This window comes from Microvirga sp. jy35 (assembly GCF_056148915.1).
This window is the reverse complement of sequence record NZ_JBWBEW010000013.1, coordinates 23,650-40,975: the sequence shown is the minus strand read 5'-3', so window position 1 is coordinate 40,975 and position 17,326 is coordinate 23,650. Positions and strand designations below refer to the sequence as shown.

The following is a 17,326-nucleotide window of genomic DNA, read 5'->3' as shown; positions in this document are numbered from 1 at the left end:
AATCCCCAGATGAGCGCTGTTCGACGTAATGCAGGATCGTACCGCGATCCCGCAGGGCATGTTTATGAAAGTGACGGCCGGATCTTTCGTACCATCAACGAGCGCGCTCGTTCTGACTATGAGGCGATGCGGGACAAAGGGGTTCTCGCGTCTGCCGTGCAGAAGGGATTGCTGATCGACAGCCGTGAGGTCGAGAGGGCGCAGTGGGATGCTGAATTCGGTCGGGCCGCTTACGTGGTCGAGCACCCACGTGTCGAGTTCATCTCCTACCCGTACGAGTGGCCGTTTCGAGCACTGAAGGCGGCAGCCCTTCATCATCTCGATCTGCAGCTCTATCTGCTGACGAAGGATGCGGCTCTCTCCGACAGCACCGCCTACAATGTGCAGTTCTCCGGCTCCAAACCGATCTTTATCGATCTCCTTTCCGTGCGCGCCTATCGGGAGGGCGAGTTCTGGATCGGACACCGTCAATTCTGTGAGCAGTTCCTCAATCCGCTGCTTCTCCAGTCGAAGCTGGGGATCTCCTTCAATACCTGGTACCGCGGCAACCTCGAAGGCATTCCGACGGCCGATCTGGCGCGAGCGCTGCCGCTGAGCAGCCGGTTCTCCTGGAATATGCTGAGCCAGGTGATTTTGCAGGCCAAACTGCAGGCCAAGGCCACCGATGCGCCGGCGCAGGCCATTCAGCAAGCCAAAAAGTCCCGCACCCTGTCTCGGACCGCTTACGAGGGGATGCTGCGCCAGCTTCGCAGCTGGATCGCTGGGCTTGAGCCGGCCAACACCGGTGCGACAGTGTGGGGCAATTACGCCAAAGATAACACCTACACCGGTGCGGAAGCGCAGGAAAAGCGCCGGTTCATCGCTGAGTTCGCCGCCAAAACGCGCCCCAAAGTCCTGATCGATATAGGCTGCAACACGGGGGACTACTCTGTTGCAGCCCTGGAGGGTGGTGCATCCTACGTGGTTGGCTTCGACTTCGACCAGAGAGCGCTCGATCTCGCGTTCTCGCGCTCTGAAACCGAGAAGCTGCGGTTCCTGCCCCTGTGGCTTGATGCCTCCAACCCGAGCCCTGATCAGGGGTGGATGCAGGCGGAGCGGTCCGGCTTTGGCCAACGCGCCACGGTCGATGCCGTGGTGGCCCTGGCGTTTGAGCATCATCTCGCTATTGCGAAAAACGTTCCCTTGCCGCAGGTCGTTGACTGGCTGGTTGATCGTGCCCCCGTCGGTGTCATCGAGTTTGTGCCCAAGGATGACCCAACGGTGAAGACGATGCTCGCATTGCGGGAAGACATCTTCGATGACTACAACATCGAAACCTTCACAAACCGCCTGACTGAACGCGCCAGAATCGTAGAGCAGAAGGTGGTGTCTGAGAGCGGAAGAACACTGTTCTTCTACGAGAGGACGCAGTAAGGCGTCGGCTGTTCCGTGGAATCCCACTCTCCCCGGCACCTGATAGTTGCTGTGGTATCGTGCACAGGTCAGCTAATCTGGCCAGAGCGTGCAACGGGCACACATCCGCGGAGTCGTTGACAGATCTTAAGGCTGCACTGTAAGTGCAGCTTCCATGAAGAGCCGGCGTCGGCTTGTTGGAGCCGGGTTGTCGGCCGTGCCTAAGGGTTGAAGCGCCGGTCCACCCACGCAGATCAGTGGTTTAAGCTATCTCAGCGTCGGTCTCAGACTTCGGGCGCTGTTGGTGAATTTTCGAGGTTGTATGAGATGACGGACAAGAAAAAAGCGCTGATTACGGGCGTCACCGGCCAGGACGGGGCCTACCTTTCGAAGCTTTTGCTCGATAAAGGGTATGAGGTACACGGGTTGCTGCGCCGCAGCGCATCGGCTGACGTGGTGGACTCCCGGCTGAAATGGATTGGCGTGGCTGGCAAAATTGTGCTGCATGACGGCAATCTGACAGACCTGTCGGGTCTGATCCGGGTGCTGAATGACGTCCAGCCCCATGAAGTCTACAACCTTGCCGCGCAGTCGTTCGTCAAGTCCTCGTGGCAGCAGCCGCTTCTCACCGGCGCTGTTACGGGTCTCGGCGCGGCCAACGTGCTTGAGGCGGTTCGCCTTGCTTGCCCCGAGGCTCGCTTCTATCAGGCCTCCTCGTCAGAGATGTATGGCCTGATCCAAGAGCCGGTCCAATCCGAGACGACGCCATTCTACCCGCGCTCTCCCTACGCTGCGGCCAAGCTTTATGCTCACTGGATGACTGTGAACTATCGGGAAAGCTTCGGACTGCACGCCTCGAGCGGTATCCTGTTCAACCACGAGTCCCCGCTGCGCGGCATCGAGTTCGTGACCCGCAAGATCACGGACGCCGCCGCACGCATTAAACTTGGCTTGCAGGACAAGGTCGCCCTCGGCAACCTCGATGCTACCCGCGACTGGGGGCATGCACGGGATTACGTCAAGGCCATGTGGCTGATGCTGCAGCAGGACAAGCCTGACGACTATGTGGTGGCGACTGGCCGCACCGTTTCGGTGCGGGATTTCTGTCGACTGGCGTTCGCCCATGTTGGCCTGAACATGGAAGATCACGTGACGGTCGATCCGCGGTTCCTGCGACCGGCTGAGGTCGATGTTCTGCTCGGCAATGCAGCCAAGGCGAAGGAGAAACTCGGCTGGACGGCTGAGACGAGCCTTGAAAACCTTGTTGCCGAGATGGTCGAGGCCGATCTCGCTCGCCTGAAAAAGCATGAGCATCTCTGAACCGGCACGGCAACACTGACATGCGGGTACTCATCACAGGCGCGCGGGGCTTCGTTGGTCCATATCTGGCCCAAGCACTACGACGCGTCTGTGGCGAAGTTATAATTATCGCGACCAGCACAAGGGCGGATGAGCACCCCCTCCTGAGCCGTGTCGCAGCACTAGACGTCACGGATCGCGCTGCTGTCACAGCTGCAATTTGCCGGTATCAGCCCACCCATGTGTTCAACTTGGCCGGCTTGGCAGCCCCCGCGGCAGCCACTGCCGATCCACAGGCAGCATGGCAAGTGCATGTGCAGGGCGTGCTCAATCTCGCCCACGCAATTTTGGACAATGCCCCTGACTGCTGGCTTCTGAACGCAGGATCCGGGCTGGTCTATGGAGAGAGCGCCAAACCAGGATTGCCGCTTGACGAAAACTCACTGCTGGCGCCGATCGACGAGTATTCAGTGACCAAGGCTGCAGCCGATCTCGCTCTCGGCGCACTGACGCGGCGCGGCCTAAAGAGCATTCGACTGCGCCCATTCAACCATACGGGGGCCGGGCAGGCGGAAACCTTTGTGATCCCAGCATTTGCCATGCAAATCGCCAAGATCGAAGCTGGCTACGCTCCTCCGGTCATCAGCGTCGGCAATCTGGATTCCGAAAGAGATTTCCTAGACGTTCGGGATGTCGTCGAAGCTTACGCGTTGACAGCTTTATACACGGAATCATTGCAGGAATCCGGCCTTATCCTCAATGTGGCCTCCGGCGTGCCACAGTGTATCGGAAATGTGCTGGAGAGCCTTCTTGCCAAGAGTCGCGTGAAGATTGCGATTGAGCAAGACCCGATGCGCCTCCGTCCTAGCGACCTGCCACGCATCGTTGGCGATGCCGGTCGTCTGCGTCAGTGGCTGGGCTGGACTCCCAAGCACTCGTTCGATGATACGCTTGCAAGTGTTTTGGAGTGCTGCCGTACGCTTGTGTTGTTGTGAGGAACTTGGCCTAGAGGTTCCAGTGCCAGGAATTTTGGCGGGTCCTTGTTTATGAACTGCTCGGCAACCTAGGAGTGTCCCGCGTTCAGCCTGGATCCCTATGGCAAGGAGAGCCGCACAGCCGGACAATTCGATGGCTTTAGATATTAGCATTGCTAAATGCTGATGCAGTATATCCTTTATCGAATTCAGCTCTTTAACAGGGACGGGGCGAAATCTTGACCGTAACTTCGCATGCGCAGAACTTCGAGGATGTTATTCTCTGGCGCGCACTGAAGCAGCTGAAGCGCGGATTTTATATCGACATCGGAGCGCAGGACCCTGTCGCCGATTCTGTCAGTCTATTGTTCTATCAACAGGGCTGGCGCGGCATTCATGTGGAGCCGGTCGCGTACTATGCCGAGAAACTTCGGCAGGCCCGCCCCGACGAGCGCGTCATCGAAGCTGCGGTGGGTCTGCAGGATGGGATCTTGCCTCTCTATGAGATCCCCAACACCGGATTGAGCACGACTGATGCAGGGATCGCTCAGCAGCATGCAGCACATGGCTACCGCATCAACCGGACTGATGTCCGCAGCGTGCCACTGTCAACCATCCTAGACAGCGTCGAAGGGGAGGAGGTGCATTGGCTCAAGATTGACGTCGAGGGCTCAGAGGAACAGGCGATCGTAAGTTGGTCTCCTTCATCCGTTCGACCATGGATCGTTGTCGTCGAGAGCACCCGACCAAATGTGCCCAGCCAAGCTCACGAGACGTGGGAGCCCAAACTTCTGGCTCTCGGGTATGAGTTCGCTTACTTCGACGGATTGAACCGCTTCTACATCAGCATCCGGCATCCTGAATTGAAGCAGTGCTTCGGGGCAGGGCCGAATTATTTCGACGATTTTGCACTCGCCGCGACGTCTCCGTTCGCCGCAGATCTAGCACATGCGTTGGCGCAAGCTGAGGAAACAATCAACCGGCTGAACCAGAACCGCGCCGAGATTGAGAGTCGAAGGCGCTCTGCCGTCGCTCAGGAAAAGGCCCTCGGTCGTCGTGTGGCGGTCTTGGAGCAGCAACTCGATAGCATTCGCGGTTCCTATTCCTGGAAGCTGTCGGCCCCCTTGCGCTCGGCCGAACGCGCAGCCCACTGGTCATTGTATCAGACAAAGGCATGGACATCGTTCGGCCCGGGCTCCCGTCCACGGCGGCTGGTTCGCACCATCCTCGTCAGCCTTGTCGGCCAGATACTGCAGCGACCCCGCCTTTCAGCGCTGGCGAAGCGGAGCGCGGCCCGACTTCCGAGCCTCAACAACCGCTTGCGTCTGATGACCTATCATCAGCGGGCGATGAGTTTCATGTCGGAGCGCAAGGCACTGGAAGACGGACCTCTGGACTTGTCGATTGAGCCGCAATCCGTCCGCCTGAGCTATCAACGGCTAATGCGGGCGCGCAGCAACCTGGACCGCATAGAACCATCGGGACGGACGACGGGCGGGGCCAAACCGCGTCTCGCCTATGTTTCGCCGCTGCCGCCGGAACACTCCGGCATTGCGGACTACAGCGCCGAGTTGCTTCCGGCTCTTGCCCGGCACTACTCCATTGATGTTGTCGTCGCACAGAAAGAGGTTTCGGATCCCTGGATCAGAACCAATTGCGTGATCCGAAATCTCGAATGGTTTGAACAGCATGCCCATGGCTACGACCGGATCATTTATCAGTTTGGCAATTCTCTCTTTCATGATCACATGTTCCGGCTGCTTGATCGCTATCCGGGCATCATGGTCCTGCACGACTTCTATCTTGGCGGCCTGATTGCGCATCTGGAACTGTATGGCGGGGTCCACGGCTTCTGGGCGAACGCTCTCTACCAGTCACATGGATACTCAGCCCTTCAAGCCCGGTTTGATCCTGCAAAGGAGCTCGAAACGGTCAATACCTACCCGGTTAATCTTTCCCTGCTGCAGCGGGCCCAAGGTGTCATCGTCCACAGCGAGTTTTCACGAAGCCTCGCGCAGCAGCATTACGGGCAGAACTTTGCGCAGGACTGGGCCGTGGTCCCTTTCCCGCGTCGCCAGCCCGAAGCCATTGATCGCGACGTAGCACGAAAGGCCCTTGGCCTCGGCGAGGATGACTTCCTGATCTGCTCCTTTGGTATTCTTGGCGAGACAAAGCTGAACCAGCGCCTACTTGATGCTTGGCTGCAAACGCCAATGGCGCACGATGCGACCTGTCATCTCGTCTTTGTCGGCCAGGATAGCCAGAACAACGAATACTGCGAGCGGTTGCGCAGGGCCATTAACGCGTCCCCCGCTAAGGGACGTGTTCGAATCACCGGCTTTGCGCCGTCCGAGCTTTACAGGCAGTACCTGCAGGCGGCCGATATCGCAGTTCAACTGCGGACCCAGTCCCGTGGAGAAACATCGGCGGCCGTCTTTGACTGTCTGGCCTATGGCGTCCCTAGCATTGTCAATGCCAACGGATCCATGGTGGAACTGCCCATGGGCAGTGTGCTCATGCTGCCGGACGAGTTCTCAACCGGCGAACTGGCGAACGCGATTATGATCCTCCGGGGCGATCCCGGGAAACGGCAAGCCCTGCGCGAGGAGGCACGCCGTATGGCGGAGCGGCATTCCCCAGACCAGGTCGCACGTCAATATCATGCCGCCATTGAAAGCATTGCAAGGCGGGCATCCCCCATGGCGGATGTGCACGCGCTTGCGGACCATGCATCTCTTCTCACCGCGCCTCCCGACGACGGGGCATGGATTGAGCTCGCTCGGACGCTGGCGAAAGAGTCTCCTTTCCAGAAGGGTGCCATCCGCCAGCTGCTCATCGATGTATCGGTCCTTGCACGCCAGGACTTCAAAACGGGAATACAGCGCGTCGTCCGCTCTCAATTGCTCGCCCTCCTGAATGATCCGCCGATCGGATTCAGGGTGGAGCCGGTCTGGCTTGGCGAGGCCAATGGTCAGTGGCATTACCGCTATGCAAGGCGCTTTACCCTGAAGCTTCTTGGCCTGCCAGACGATGTTCTGAAGGACGACCCGGTGGAAATTTCTGAGGGCGATGTCTTCTACATGCCGGATTTCTGGACGGATGGCGTGGTTCACGCAGCGGCAGCCGGCCTCTACGCAGATTGGCGCGCCCGCGGCGTCAAGACAAGCTTCATGGTCTACGATGTCTTGCCACTGACCTGGCCCGAGTTTTTCCCGGACCGGTTCAGCGACATCCATGCCAAGTGGTTGTTAAGTGTGGCCGACAATGCGGATCGTCTTATCTGTATCTCACATGCCGTGGCGGACGAGACCAGTCGGTGGTTGCAGGAGCACAGGCCAGAGACGCTGGAACATCTTGAAATCACGGCATTGCACCTCGGCGCGGACATTGCGGCGTCGGCGCCGACGATGGGGCTGCCAGATGACGCGCAGGATGTGCTGAAATTGCTGTCCCAGAGCCCAAGCTTCCTGATGGTTGGCACGGTCGAGCCCAGAAAGGGTCATTTGCAGGCGTTGGCGGCCTTCGAGCAGCTTTGGCAGGCGGGATCCGATGTCAGTCTTGTCATCGTGGGCGCAGAAGGTTGGAAAGCCGAGCCGCAGGACCAGCGGCGAACGATTCCGGCCATTGTCCAGAAGCTGCGCCACCATCCAGAGCTCGGGAAACGTCTGTTCTGGCTGGAGGGCGTCAGCGATGAGTATCTCGAGAAGACCTATGCGGCTTGTGTATGTCTGATTGCTGCCTCGGAGGATGAGGGATTTGGTCTGCCGCTCATTGAGGCCGCGCGGCATCACATTCCAATCATAGCGCGCGACATTCCGGTGTTCCGCGAAGTTGCAGGCCCTTATGCGAGCTACTTCGCCGGGACTGACGCGAGTGATCTGGCTCTAGCGGTAAAAAACTGGATGGATCTGTATGCCGCGGGCCTGCATCCAAAATCAGATGACATGCCGTGGCTGACCTGGGCTGAAAATGTGCAGCGGCTGAAGACCATCCTGCTGGAGCATGCATCATGAAGAACGGAGATTCTGGTGCGATCCGCTCCTTCGGCATGCGGGTATGCATGACGGATGCGAATAAGCGTGGATGTGGAAACGATGCTTAAATGGGCTCTGAAATTCGCTCATCTGCACCTCTGGCAGCGTTTGCCGCATAAAGCACGGCGGGCGGTGCTCTTCCGGGCCGCCTCCTTCTGGGCGCCCCGAATAACGCCGCACGCGGAGGCAAGAGGACCGATTATCGTGGTCGGCATGCTGCGCCACGCATCAGGGCTAGGAGCCGCAGCGCGGGCCTGCCACGATGCGTTCAAGGCCGCGGGTTTGTCGGTTTATGGGATCGATCTGACGGCCAAACTGATGCATGAGGTGAACTACGTTGGCTTCGACTTTGCGGATGGCCGGCAATTGCAGGGGCACGGCACCGTCTTTCTTCATGTCAGCGGGCCGCTCGTGCCATTGGCCATGGCCTACCTGGGCCGCTCTTTCGTGCGCCGCAAGCGCATCATTGCGCATTGGTTCTGGGAACTGCCCAGGATCCCCGAAGACTGGTCACTGGCAATTCCGCTCGTTCATGAAATTTGTGTAAACACGACGTTTGTTCGGGATGCGATTTCACCAATCGCGTCCGGGCGGCCATTGCACGTCGTTCCCTATCCTCTGGTTTTTGATGGAACACCGCGAGCTGTGCATCGGGACGGGGGCGTGTTCACAGTGCTCGTCATCTTCAATATGGCTTCGAGCTTCGCTCGCAAGAATCCTTGCGCAGCGATCGCGGCATTTCGACAGGCGTTTGGGGATGATCCCTCAGCAAGACTCCTCGTGAAGTACATGAATGCCGAAGTATGGCCTGAAGGCCTGCGGCAGATGCAAGCGGCGGCCGGCGGCGCTGCTAATATCGAGCTAGCCGGGGAAGTTTTGGATCGCGCTGGCATGGATGCGCTGTATGATCGCGCCGATGTAATCCTGTCACTGCACCGTGCGGAAGGACTCGGTCTCCCAATTGCCGAAGGCATGCTGCGGGGTTTGCCCGCCGTTGCGACGAACTGGTCCGGAAGCGTAGATTTCCTAAGCCGGGAAACGGGGGTACCCGTGGGATACACCCTTGTGCCCGTGGACGACCCGCAGGGCAAATATACCGATACCGGCGCACGATGGGCTGAGGCCAATATCGGCGAGGCAGCCGCCGCGCTTCGTGCGTTGCGCAGCGACGCTGTCTGGCGGCGATCCCTCGGACATGCCGCTGCCGCTCATGCCGCAGAACTCTTTCGTCCCGACCGCTATGTCCGCCATATCTACGATAGCTTCGTCGCCGTCCCGGATCGACCCGACGCATAGAACAGCACGGGAGAATCGCGCAGTACCGCCTTACTGCACCGGGCGTCCTACGGGAGAGATTGAACCTTTAGATCCGGCTCAGGGGTGGGAGGTCTCTCGGGATTACGCTCTGCCCTCTCACTCTCGCTGCACCGACCCTGCCGTACTGTGGGAAGGTGAGGCTGTGGCGCCTTAGCAAATTGTGCTCCGGTGAACCTCGGTTCCGTGGAAACACATTGCGGATCTCGTGGGACTGGCAGCCCGAGCTTGGTCGGGCTGCCAGTGTAAGGATTGATACTTCGAGAAGCGGGTTCATACCCGCTGCTGTCACGCACTCGGCAAGCTCTCAGAGGCATCAGCGGGGCAAAGTGTGATCAAGTTGAGACCCGATAAGAGAACGGCATGTGCTGCTGCCGCCTTCACTTTCGTGCAAGCATCAGATCCATCTGAAGAAGCTCGCCCGTGTGAGGATCATGCCATCCAGGCTCCACTGCAACGATCCGGAAGCCTAGGAAATCCAGCATCTTGATCATGTCACCGATAAGGGGCTCGCCAGCATAGACGGGTAGCAAGGACGTTTCGATCTGGATGAGCTGTACTCGATCGAGGATCTTCAGCGATCCTAGGAGAACCTGCCTTTCGAAACCCTGAACATCGAGCTTAAGGAAGATTGATCGGCTCTCGGGACTGATTTCCTGGATGACGGTGTCAAGGCAACGGACCGATACGTTCTGTTGGCCTGTGTAGCCGATCGAAGGCTCAAGTTCCACTGATCGTGGAACAACATCAAGCATTGAGCTGCTCCACGAATTTGCCGAAACATTGATAATGGCTGGTCCTTCAACATCGCCAAGGGCCAGGTTGAAGCAAGTCCAGTTTGCATCACCGTTCGCCGCCTCAACCAACCTCGCATAGGCGTCGGTCAAGGGCTCAAACGAGATCACCTTCCCGAGATAGCGGTATTCTTCACGAAGAACCCTGGCGAACTGTCCTGCATTCGCTCCGACATCAAGTGTGAGATCGATGCTTCTTGCTGCAATAAGCCGGCGACAGATCTCATTGAATTGCATCAACATGTTCCCGAAAATCAACGGCGCTCCACCAAACGGGACCAGCTCTCCCTATGGAGGGGAGCGATGCCACCAGATGAGCTTCTTACGCTTGAGCTCGGCCTCAAGCTCAGCAATCTGAGCAGTCAGCCGCCCGATTGTTTCCTGCTTCGCATGGTGTCCGGCCTCAAGCTCAGCAATCTGAGCAGTCAGCCGCCCGATTGTTTCCTGCTTCGCATGGCGGTCGGCATCCATCTCTGCCAGCTCGGTCGCAAGACGGTCGACGACCTCCTGCTTAGCATGGCGGTCGGCGTCGATCGCGGCCAACTCGGCCGCGAGCCGGTTCACCACCTCCTGCTTGGCCTGCCGATCGGCATCTACATGCTTCAGCATCTCCTCCAAGTCGATCCACTCGTCCCCGGATGCTTGGAGCCGTGCTGTTGCGAAATCGTCAAAGACGTTTGGTGGCAGACGAAAATGCTCTTTGAGATTGAGACTTTCATGCCTCAGGTAGTAATTGTTTAGGCCATCAAACCAAACCTTTTCGTAGCCATGCTCCGTGACGATCCATTCCCACTGGGCCCAGGTTTCCTCGCGTCCATTGACAACGACGGCTTCAATGACAAGGAGGATCGGGCGGAAACGTTGCCAGTCGGCGCTCTGGAGGACCTCCAGTTCTCCCCCTTCAACGTCTACCTTCATGAAATCGATGACTCGATCGTCGGCGTAGCGCTCACAGAGCTCCTTGACACTGATGACTGGGACGTCGTGGGTTCGGACGGTGCGACCTTGCTCCTTCAAAGAGGTCATGACCTGTTCGTCGCTTGTCGAGTTTTCCGGCAGTTCGGCGATCTCGAAGAACGTTCGCTGACCGGTCGTACTTCCAACCATCGCGTGGAGATTGATGTCACGGGGGCGAGCAGCCGACAATTTTTGGAAGAAGTCGGGCAACGGCTCGACGTTAACGCCGCTCCAACCCGAATCGTAGAAATGCTTGGTGACGGAGAGATGGGTTGGGTGGGCCGCACCGATATCGATGTAGAATCCGCGATAGTCGCGCGGGAATAGTCGCGCGATCATCACGTCCTCCAGGTTCTGTGCGTAAGAAATCACACATTCTCTCCTCAAGCGGGCACTACCATAAATACTATCGCAACGAAACACTATCCATAACTGCGGTGGCGGTTGGTTGTCCACCGGAACCACGCTCTTAGGACGGTAAGGACAACGTCTGTGCCATTAGGGTAGGTTGCCGTACTGGCGAGCATCCGGAGTTGGCGTCTCGGCCTAGCAGTCGGCCCTGGGTCCCGATTGCTCTTCCTCCCGTTAAAGCGCTGAACCGCTCAAGCTAGAGTATCGACATCCCCTTGCAATGCCCGGAGTTCTGTCCACGCCTGATAAAATTCCCTGTAGACTCCTCTGCCACTCTCTGCGGCGACGATTTGGACGGCGCGGGCAACCTCATCGGCGAATGACTCCCAACGAAATTTGCGTACATGTTGGCTTCCCGACGCGATTAAGCGCGCACGAACCTTCGGGTCCCGCACCATACGAAGGGCTTCTACCATCTCTGGAACCGAACTGCCTCCGATTGTCAGAGCGGCATCCGCCGCCACCTCTGACAGCGAGCCGTGAGCGGTCGAAATCACCGGACATCCGCAACTCATGGCCTCGGCCACCGGCAGCCCAAAGCCTTCGTAGAGCGAGGGGTAAACCAGAGCCGTTGCGCCACGATATGCAAGGGCAAGTTCGCTGTCGTCAAGATCCACCTGAATGATCTTGTGGCCAGTGCTATCCTCAATCGCGGTCAGGGTGTTCTTCTCACCACCGACACAGACGACGTCGAAATCAACCTCAGGCATGGTTTTGACGGCATCGAAGAAGAGGCTCGCGTTCTTGTAATTCTTGTGCTGAACCCGCGACCCCACGAATATGTAATATGGCCTCGTCAGGCCGAGCTTGAGGCGGAAGTCGGAAACCGCGCTCTCGTCGGCCGGTCTGAAGACATTCTGATCGACGCCCAGATAAGCGAATGTCGTCGTCTTCGGGTTGAGCTCGGGATAATATTCTAGGAGATCCTTGCGCGTATTGCCCGAGATGCAGATATGCCGGCGGGCATGCGCGATCGCGAGTTCCTTCTCGCGCCAATCTCGTGCCGTGAGATCGAAGCCGAGACGCTCGGGAATCATGTCATAAACGAGCAGCAGCGACGGCGTCTGCAAGGGGGTTGTGTAGTAGGTTGAGGTGAACACCTTCGCGCCATAGTACCGGCAGACGCGTTCCAGAAGCGCCGAGTCGTAGGCGTTGTACTTCGACTTGTAGGTCGGGAAGGGGACGACCTCAATTCCCTCAACATCGCCACCGCCACCGCCGCGGTCGAGAAAGACGATCGGCATGTCAAGCTTTTGCGCAAGGAGGGGAAGGATAGCCCGCCATATTCGCGCGATGCCTGATTGCGCCAGCTGAAAGAACACCCCATCGATCACCAATGACATTGCTTATTCCTCAATGATGCTGGTCTGGCGGGAGGCTATTGAACGCAACCGCATCGCGCTTTGAGCCGCTATATACCGCCATTCAGGAGAGGCTCGCTCGGACACGCTGAGATTGACTGGGGCTCCGAGGAGTTGGTGGACTTCCGTCAGAAATGGCTCATCAGACGACGTCAATCTCGGGGAGATAATCCGACGAGCGTGCTCTCTCGTTGCTCGATTGGCCTCCTCGATCCCACGCGTATTCGGCCGTGTCGACAGGCCATCCGGATTAACGAAGTAAACGACATGAGGGTCATTAATTTTGTAGAACACCTTGCCGGCTTGTATGGCCCGGAGCCAGAAGTCGTAGTCACCTGCAGATCGGTATGATGCATCGAACAGTCCGACATCGTCGTGGACTGCGCGCCGCCACATCGGAGCATTGTGCGGAGAGTTCGACCGCATGAGATTGTAAGGTGTCACAATCGGCAACTGGCTTTGCACGCCGACCGCAGCTGTCCTGTCGAAGCTGGCTGTGCCGTCGAACGAATAGTAGAAGTCTTGGTACACGACATCAACAAACGGGAACTTCTCCAGGATTTCGACCTGCCGCTCGAACGAGTCCGATCGCCTTAGGTCATCGAGATTGGTGTTGGTGATGTATCGGCCACGGGCCATTTCAACACCAAGGTTCCAGGCTTCGTAGATGCCGATGCGGGTAGGCGTCCTATGATAGACAATATTCGGGAAGCGCTTCAGATAGCGGGAGATTGTGGAGAACTCGTCTTCCGGGGAATCCGCGTCGATGATGATGAGTTCGCAGGAGTCGAAGATCGACTGGGACGTGATGTTCTCGAGAAACTGTCCGATAAAGTCGCCGCCTCTGTAAAGGCTTGCGATTGCGGACACGAGAATTTCGGGGCCGCTGTGCTGGAATGACAAGCCTGAATGGACTTTCGCGGTTACCGGCTTGACATCAGGGCCGATGGCATCGGCGCGCTTCTGCCACTCCTTCGTATCGATCACTGTATCTGTCCCCATCACCTGTGCGAGGGTGGAATGAGACGGCGGTACTTCCTCCGACCGGGCCAGGGCTTCCGTCGCACGGTGGACGAAGAGCGAGGTCACGAACCGGTCCCTGCGGAGCTCGTTTTGGGCCATTCTGTGTTCCCAATGGACGATCTCGTCTGCCATCGCGCCGCGGTCGAGGAGCTGCTCATAGGCGAGTTGGACGAACTGCCCGTTCGGGACCTCCGGGAGGAGTGTGGCCTGAGCGCGTACGGCGTCTGCTTCAGGCGAACTCGCGATCAGCTCGACGAAGCCCGCAGGGCTTAAGCGGCCATCGATGATCTGGCTTGTCCAAATCTGGCGTTCTTCGGGGCTGGGCGTCCGATTGAGCGCCAACTGATACATCCGGACAACAAGGGCTTCGGCCTCGTTTTCGCTCCCGCGCATCAGGGCGGGTTGATGTCCCTGCACTGCCTCGGCCGGCGCTCTTGAAACTGGGCGCAAGCGTCTCAGGATCCGCCGCGACCACCTGGGTAGGTAGCGCCTCAACAGCATCTGAGTTGTGTCTCGATTCAATTGCACGCCTCTGTCCCACTCTTGTTCCCAGGGCCTCTTATCACTACAGGCGGCCCGGCTTCAATTGGGAAGGCAGATCAGATGAGCGACGGAGTGGATGCGCCTGGGAGAGGACTGTGCTTGGCAGCCCTGCCATCAACTCCGAAGGCGACGTTGACGGGACGGGCGAAGCGCAGCTACTCCCGAGGACACTGGAAGGCGAAGTTCGGGCCCGTTTCACCGAACCTAACGCTGGTAATCCTCGGAGTTCACATGTGGACCGTCAAATCATCGGCCTATATTATCTATGAAAAGTGGCTCAAAGTACGGTCGGAGCAGTGTGTCACGTCGGTTGGTTACAGCATTGATCCTTATTATACCTTTGAGTATCCGGACTTCGTTCATGTTCTTGCATTGACAGATCATGGCGGCGTCGTTCTGACACGCCAATACCGTCATGGGTATAAGGATTATGTGCTTGAACTGCCGGGAGGCATGATGAATCCGGATGAATCCTGTCCCGCGTCCACGGGGTTGCGCGAACTCCGGGAGGAGACCGGCTACCGTCTCGCTCGTCACGAGGTGCTTCCCCCACACTCGACAGACCCTGCAAAGCTCACAAACCGGACTCACCTCGTCTTGGGCTTCGGTGCGGTTGATGCAGGAGAACCCGAAAGCGATCCTTCAGAGGAGACAGAGGTCATCGTCATGCCGATTCCGGAACTCGTCACCTTGATCGGAGAGGGCAAGTTCAAGAACCTGAGCCATGTCGGAATGGTGTTTCTCGGCCTGAGCAGGATGGGCTATTTTCCGAAACAATTACGTGAAGCCGGCTAAAGGGTGAGCGATAAGGACGGCACGCGCGGTGGAGGGATGGCAGACTTTCCAGGCAGTGCGCCTCCGCTAAGCCGTACTCCACCTCTCCCTTTTGGAGAGGTGGAGTCGGGAGCCGCGTTCCGCGCGCGGCGCTTTGACATCACGCAGCGAGTATCAGGCTCTTGGCGAATGGCTCCGGAGGCTGGTTCACGCTCCTCAAGCCGCGACTTTCGTACGCAAGAACGAGGCATAGGACTCGCGGATTCCATCGCCGAGGCTGTGCTTGGCGGTCCAACCGAGTTGCGCGAGCTTCGAGCTATCGAGGAGCTTGCGCGGCGTTCCATCCGGTTTGGTCTGGTCGAAGACCAACTCGCCCTTGAAACCCACGATATCGGCGATGAGCTCGGCGAGGCCACGGATCGAAATCTCCTGGCCCGATCCGACGTTCACGTGCTCATCACCCGAGTACTCCTTCATCAGGAATACGCAGGCGTCGGCCAAGTCGTCCACGTACATGAACTCCCGTAGAGGGGCGCCCGAGCCCCAGATTGTCACTGTCCGATCACCGTTCTCGCGCGCAGTATGCATCTTGCGCAGGAGCGCCGGCAGGACGTGGCTCGTCTGGAGATCGTAGTTGTCGCCTGGACCGTAAAGGTTTGTGGGCATGGCGGAGATCATATTGTCGCCATGCTGCCTTCGGAAGGCCTGACAGAGCTTGATGCCGGCGATCTTAGCAACCGCGTACCATTCATTGGTCGGCTCGAGCGGGCCCGTCAGGAGAGCGCTCTCAGGCATCGGCTGCGGCGCGAGCTTTGGGTAGATGCAGGACGAGCCGAGGAAGAGCACCTTGTCGAGCTTGTGGTCATGCGCGCTCTTGATGAGGTTGGAGGCGATCATCAGGTTGTCGTAGATGAAATCCGCGGGCAGCGACGAATTCGCCATGATCCCACCGACCTTCGCGGCTGCGATGAAGACGGCGTCCGGCTGGTTGCGATGCACCCAGCGGTCGACCGCCGTTGGGTCGCGCAGATCGACCTCATCACGGCCGGCGGTCAGGATTATGCAATTCTCGTCCTGCAGCCGGCGAACGATGGCCGAACCGACCATGCCGCGATGGCCAGAAACCCAGACCCGCTTGCCCTTAAGTGAATAGTCAGCCACTGCAGTTGTCCTCTATGCTCACGCTATGAGTGAGCGACCAAATGTTCAGAGCGGGTTTTTACTCATATTGTGGAGGGCGTCAACACGTTGTGAGTGAGCGCGGTTCATAGGGGCGAGGGCGCTTTCTCCCTGACTGTAACAAGCGCTTGAATTCAGCACCGACCACCGAGTTGATGAGACGAGGTCGCGACAATATGAGCCTGCTAAGTTCAATTTGACCAGCATGCAATTCCGTGGCGCTTGTCTCCCAAATAGATCGGGGTGCGCAATCAAGGGTTGAGTAAACCCATGCTCAGCCAGTTTCGGTTCCGATTTCACTTGCGGAGTCCAAGAGGTGTGTCAGGGCTATGATAGGTGACCGGCAAATATCACTCGACAGTATGCCTGTCCCTAAAATCGCGATCAAAAGAGACCAGCCAATGAGTGTATCATTGCGGGAGGGATAAAGACAGAGAGCACGATCACACCGAGTGCGGCTTCTGCGATGAATGTTGTTCGCCTCACAGTGGCGAGAAAGAAGATACCCAGGGCCAAGGCAGAAAAGCTGAAGGTAAAATAGGGTTGAAGCCACAAGAGAAAGTAGCTTGCCATACCGTATGCAAATGCACGAGCAAACCTAAAAAGGTAAGGGCCACACTTCACAATCGCTGTAATGAGATCTCTTAGTTCAGCATCATCCAAGTCGTCATCTGAAGGTTTCGATTTCCGATCCTGCATCGCTACTTTCCGCGTTTTAGTGTTAGGGAAAGGTGCCTCAAAAATGGCAGCACCATCCCAATCATGTCTGATAAGGACGCTGGTCTGATAGTCAACGTCTCCAGTCTACATATATGTGCATTCCAACTATCTGAGGCCTGAAAAGTCCAACCACTGGAAACAGGGCAAGTTTGCAGCTCAGATCACTCGGGCGATGTGAAGGGGCCTGCACAGGTATCCAAGTTCCTCGTTACGAGGCACGAGCGCCCGCTAAGGGGATCCCGAGGCGGCCGCGGATATTTAACGTCCAGCCGAACTATGCAAGGAGCCTCGGCCGCTCACCAGATCGTAGGGGCTACACTCCGTCGGTGGCTCACGTTCACGTATTGCGTTACTGAGGGTGCGTATGAACGTGATCGGCTGATAAGCTAAGCGGCTATTAGGACTCTGTTACTTGAGTCGTGCGCAAACTGCCCAATCAGGATGGTTCCAGCCATTACTGCACTGATGAGCGAACACCTAGGTCGAAGATCGCCGGATGTCCATTAGGGGGCGGATATAAGGGGCATTGCGGAGTCACCCGAACTTTAACG

General features: G+C 57.9%; 12 protein-coding genes. 6 read left to right on the top strand and 6 right to left on the bottom strand.

Annotated elements, in window-relative coordinates; all coding sequences use genetic code 11:
• The first annotated feature begins 9 nt into the window (after window positions 1–9).
• The 5 genes from AC0QTX_RS12430 to AC0QTX_RS12410 all read left to right on the top strand — a co-directional run bounded on the left by AC0QTX_RS12430 (window position 10) and on the right by AC0QTX_RS12410 (window position 8,995).
• Entirely contained in the window at window positions 10–1,413 is a 1,404-nt protein-coding gene (locus AC0QTX_RS12430) for a class I SAM-dependent methyltransferase (protein ID WP_474604143.1), read from the top strand.
• Between the two features lie 306 nt (window positions 1,414–1,719).
• Window positions 1,720–2,712, top strand: coding sequence for a GDP-mannose 4,6-dehydratase (gene gmd / locus AC0QTX_RS12425; RefSeq protein WP_474604233.1), 993 nt, complete (start codon window positions 1,720–1,722; stop codon window positions 2,710–2,712).
• Between the two features lie 20 nt (window positions 2,713–2,732).
• Window positions 2,733–3,686, top strand: coding sequence for a GDP-mannose 4,6-dehydratase (locus AC0QTX_RS12420; RefSeq protein WP_474604142.1), 954 nt, complete (start codon window positions 2,733–2,735; stop codon window positions 3,684–3,686).
• 218 nt (window positions 3,687–3,904) lie between these two features.
• Complete coding sequence (locus tag AC0QTX_RS12415) at window positions 3,905–7,678, top strand: FkbM family methyltransferase (RefSeq protein ID WP_474604141.1); 3,774 nt, start codon at window positions 3,905–3,907, stop codon at window positions 7,676–7,678.
• 66 nt (window positions 7,679–7,744) lie between these two features.
• The gene (locus AC0QTX_RS12410; protein ID WP_474604140.1) at window positions 7,745–8,995 is read left to right on the top strand and encodes a glycosyltransferase; all 1,251 of its coding nucleotides are present in this window, start codon (window positions 7,745–7,747) and stop codon (window positions 8,993–8,995) included.
• A 398-nt stretch (window positions 8,996–9,393) separates the two neighbouring features.
• On the opposite strand, the gene AC0QTX_RS12405 is transcribed toward AC0QTX_RS12410, so the two are convergent.
• From AC0QTX_RS12405 to AC0QTX_RS12390, 4 genes are all read right to left on the bottom strand, one after another.
• Window positions 9,394–10,044: an FkbM family methyltransferase gene (locus AC0QTX_RS12405; RefSeq protein ID WP_474604139.1), complete on the bottom strand. Its 651-nt coding sequence runs from the start codon at window positions 10,042–10,044 to the stop codon at window positions 9,394–9,396.
• Between the two features lie 51 nt (window positions 10,045–10,095).
• Entirely contained in the window at window positions 10,096–11,136 is a 1,041-nt protein-coding gene (locus tag AC0QTX_RS12400; RefSeq protein ID WP_474604138.1) for an FkbM family methyltransferase, read from the bottom strand.
• Between the two features lie 230 nt (window positions 11,137–11,366).
• Complete coding sequence (locus AC0QTX_RS12395) at window positions 11,367–12,518, bottom strand: glycosyltransferase family 4 protein (RefSeq protein ID WP_474604137.1); 1,152 nt, start codon at window positions 12,516–12,518, stop codon at window positions 11,367–11,369.
• Window positions 12,519–12,521: 3 nt separating this feature from the next.
• Entirely contained in the window at window positions 12,522–14,060 is a 1,539-nt protein-coding gene (locus AC0QTX_RS12390; RefSeq protein ID WP_474604136.1) for a glycosyltransferase, read from the bottom strand.
• Between the two features lie 273 nt (window positions 14,061–14,333).
• Here AC0QTX_RS12390 and AC0QTX_RS12385 point away from each other — a divergent pair, with 273 nt between their 5' ends.
• Window positions 14,334–14,897, top strand: a complete 564-nt coding sequence (locus AC0QTX_RS12385) for an NUDIX hydrolase (protein ID WP_474604135.1) — start codon at window positions 14,334–14,336, stop codon at window positions 14,895–14,897.
• 195 nt (window positions 14,898–15,092) lie between these two features.
• Here the strand turns inward: AC0QTX_RS12385 and fcl are convergent, their stop codons facing one another.
• Window positions 15,093–16,037 carry a GDP-L-fucose synthase gene (fcl, locus tag AC0QTX_RS12380; protein WP_474604134.1) on the bottom strand — a complete coding sequence of 315 codons (945 nt, stop codon included), beginning with the start codon at window positions 16,035–16,037 and terminating at the stop codon, window positions 15,093–15,095.
• Between the two features lie 402 nt (window positions 16,038–16,439).
• Entirely contained in the window at window positions 16,440–16,754 is a 315-nt protein-coding gene (locus tag AC0QTX_RS12375) for a hypothetical protein (RefSeq protein ID WP_474604133.1), read from the bottom strand.
• Window positions 16,755–17,326 lie beyond the last annotated feature (572 nt).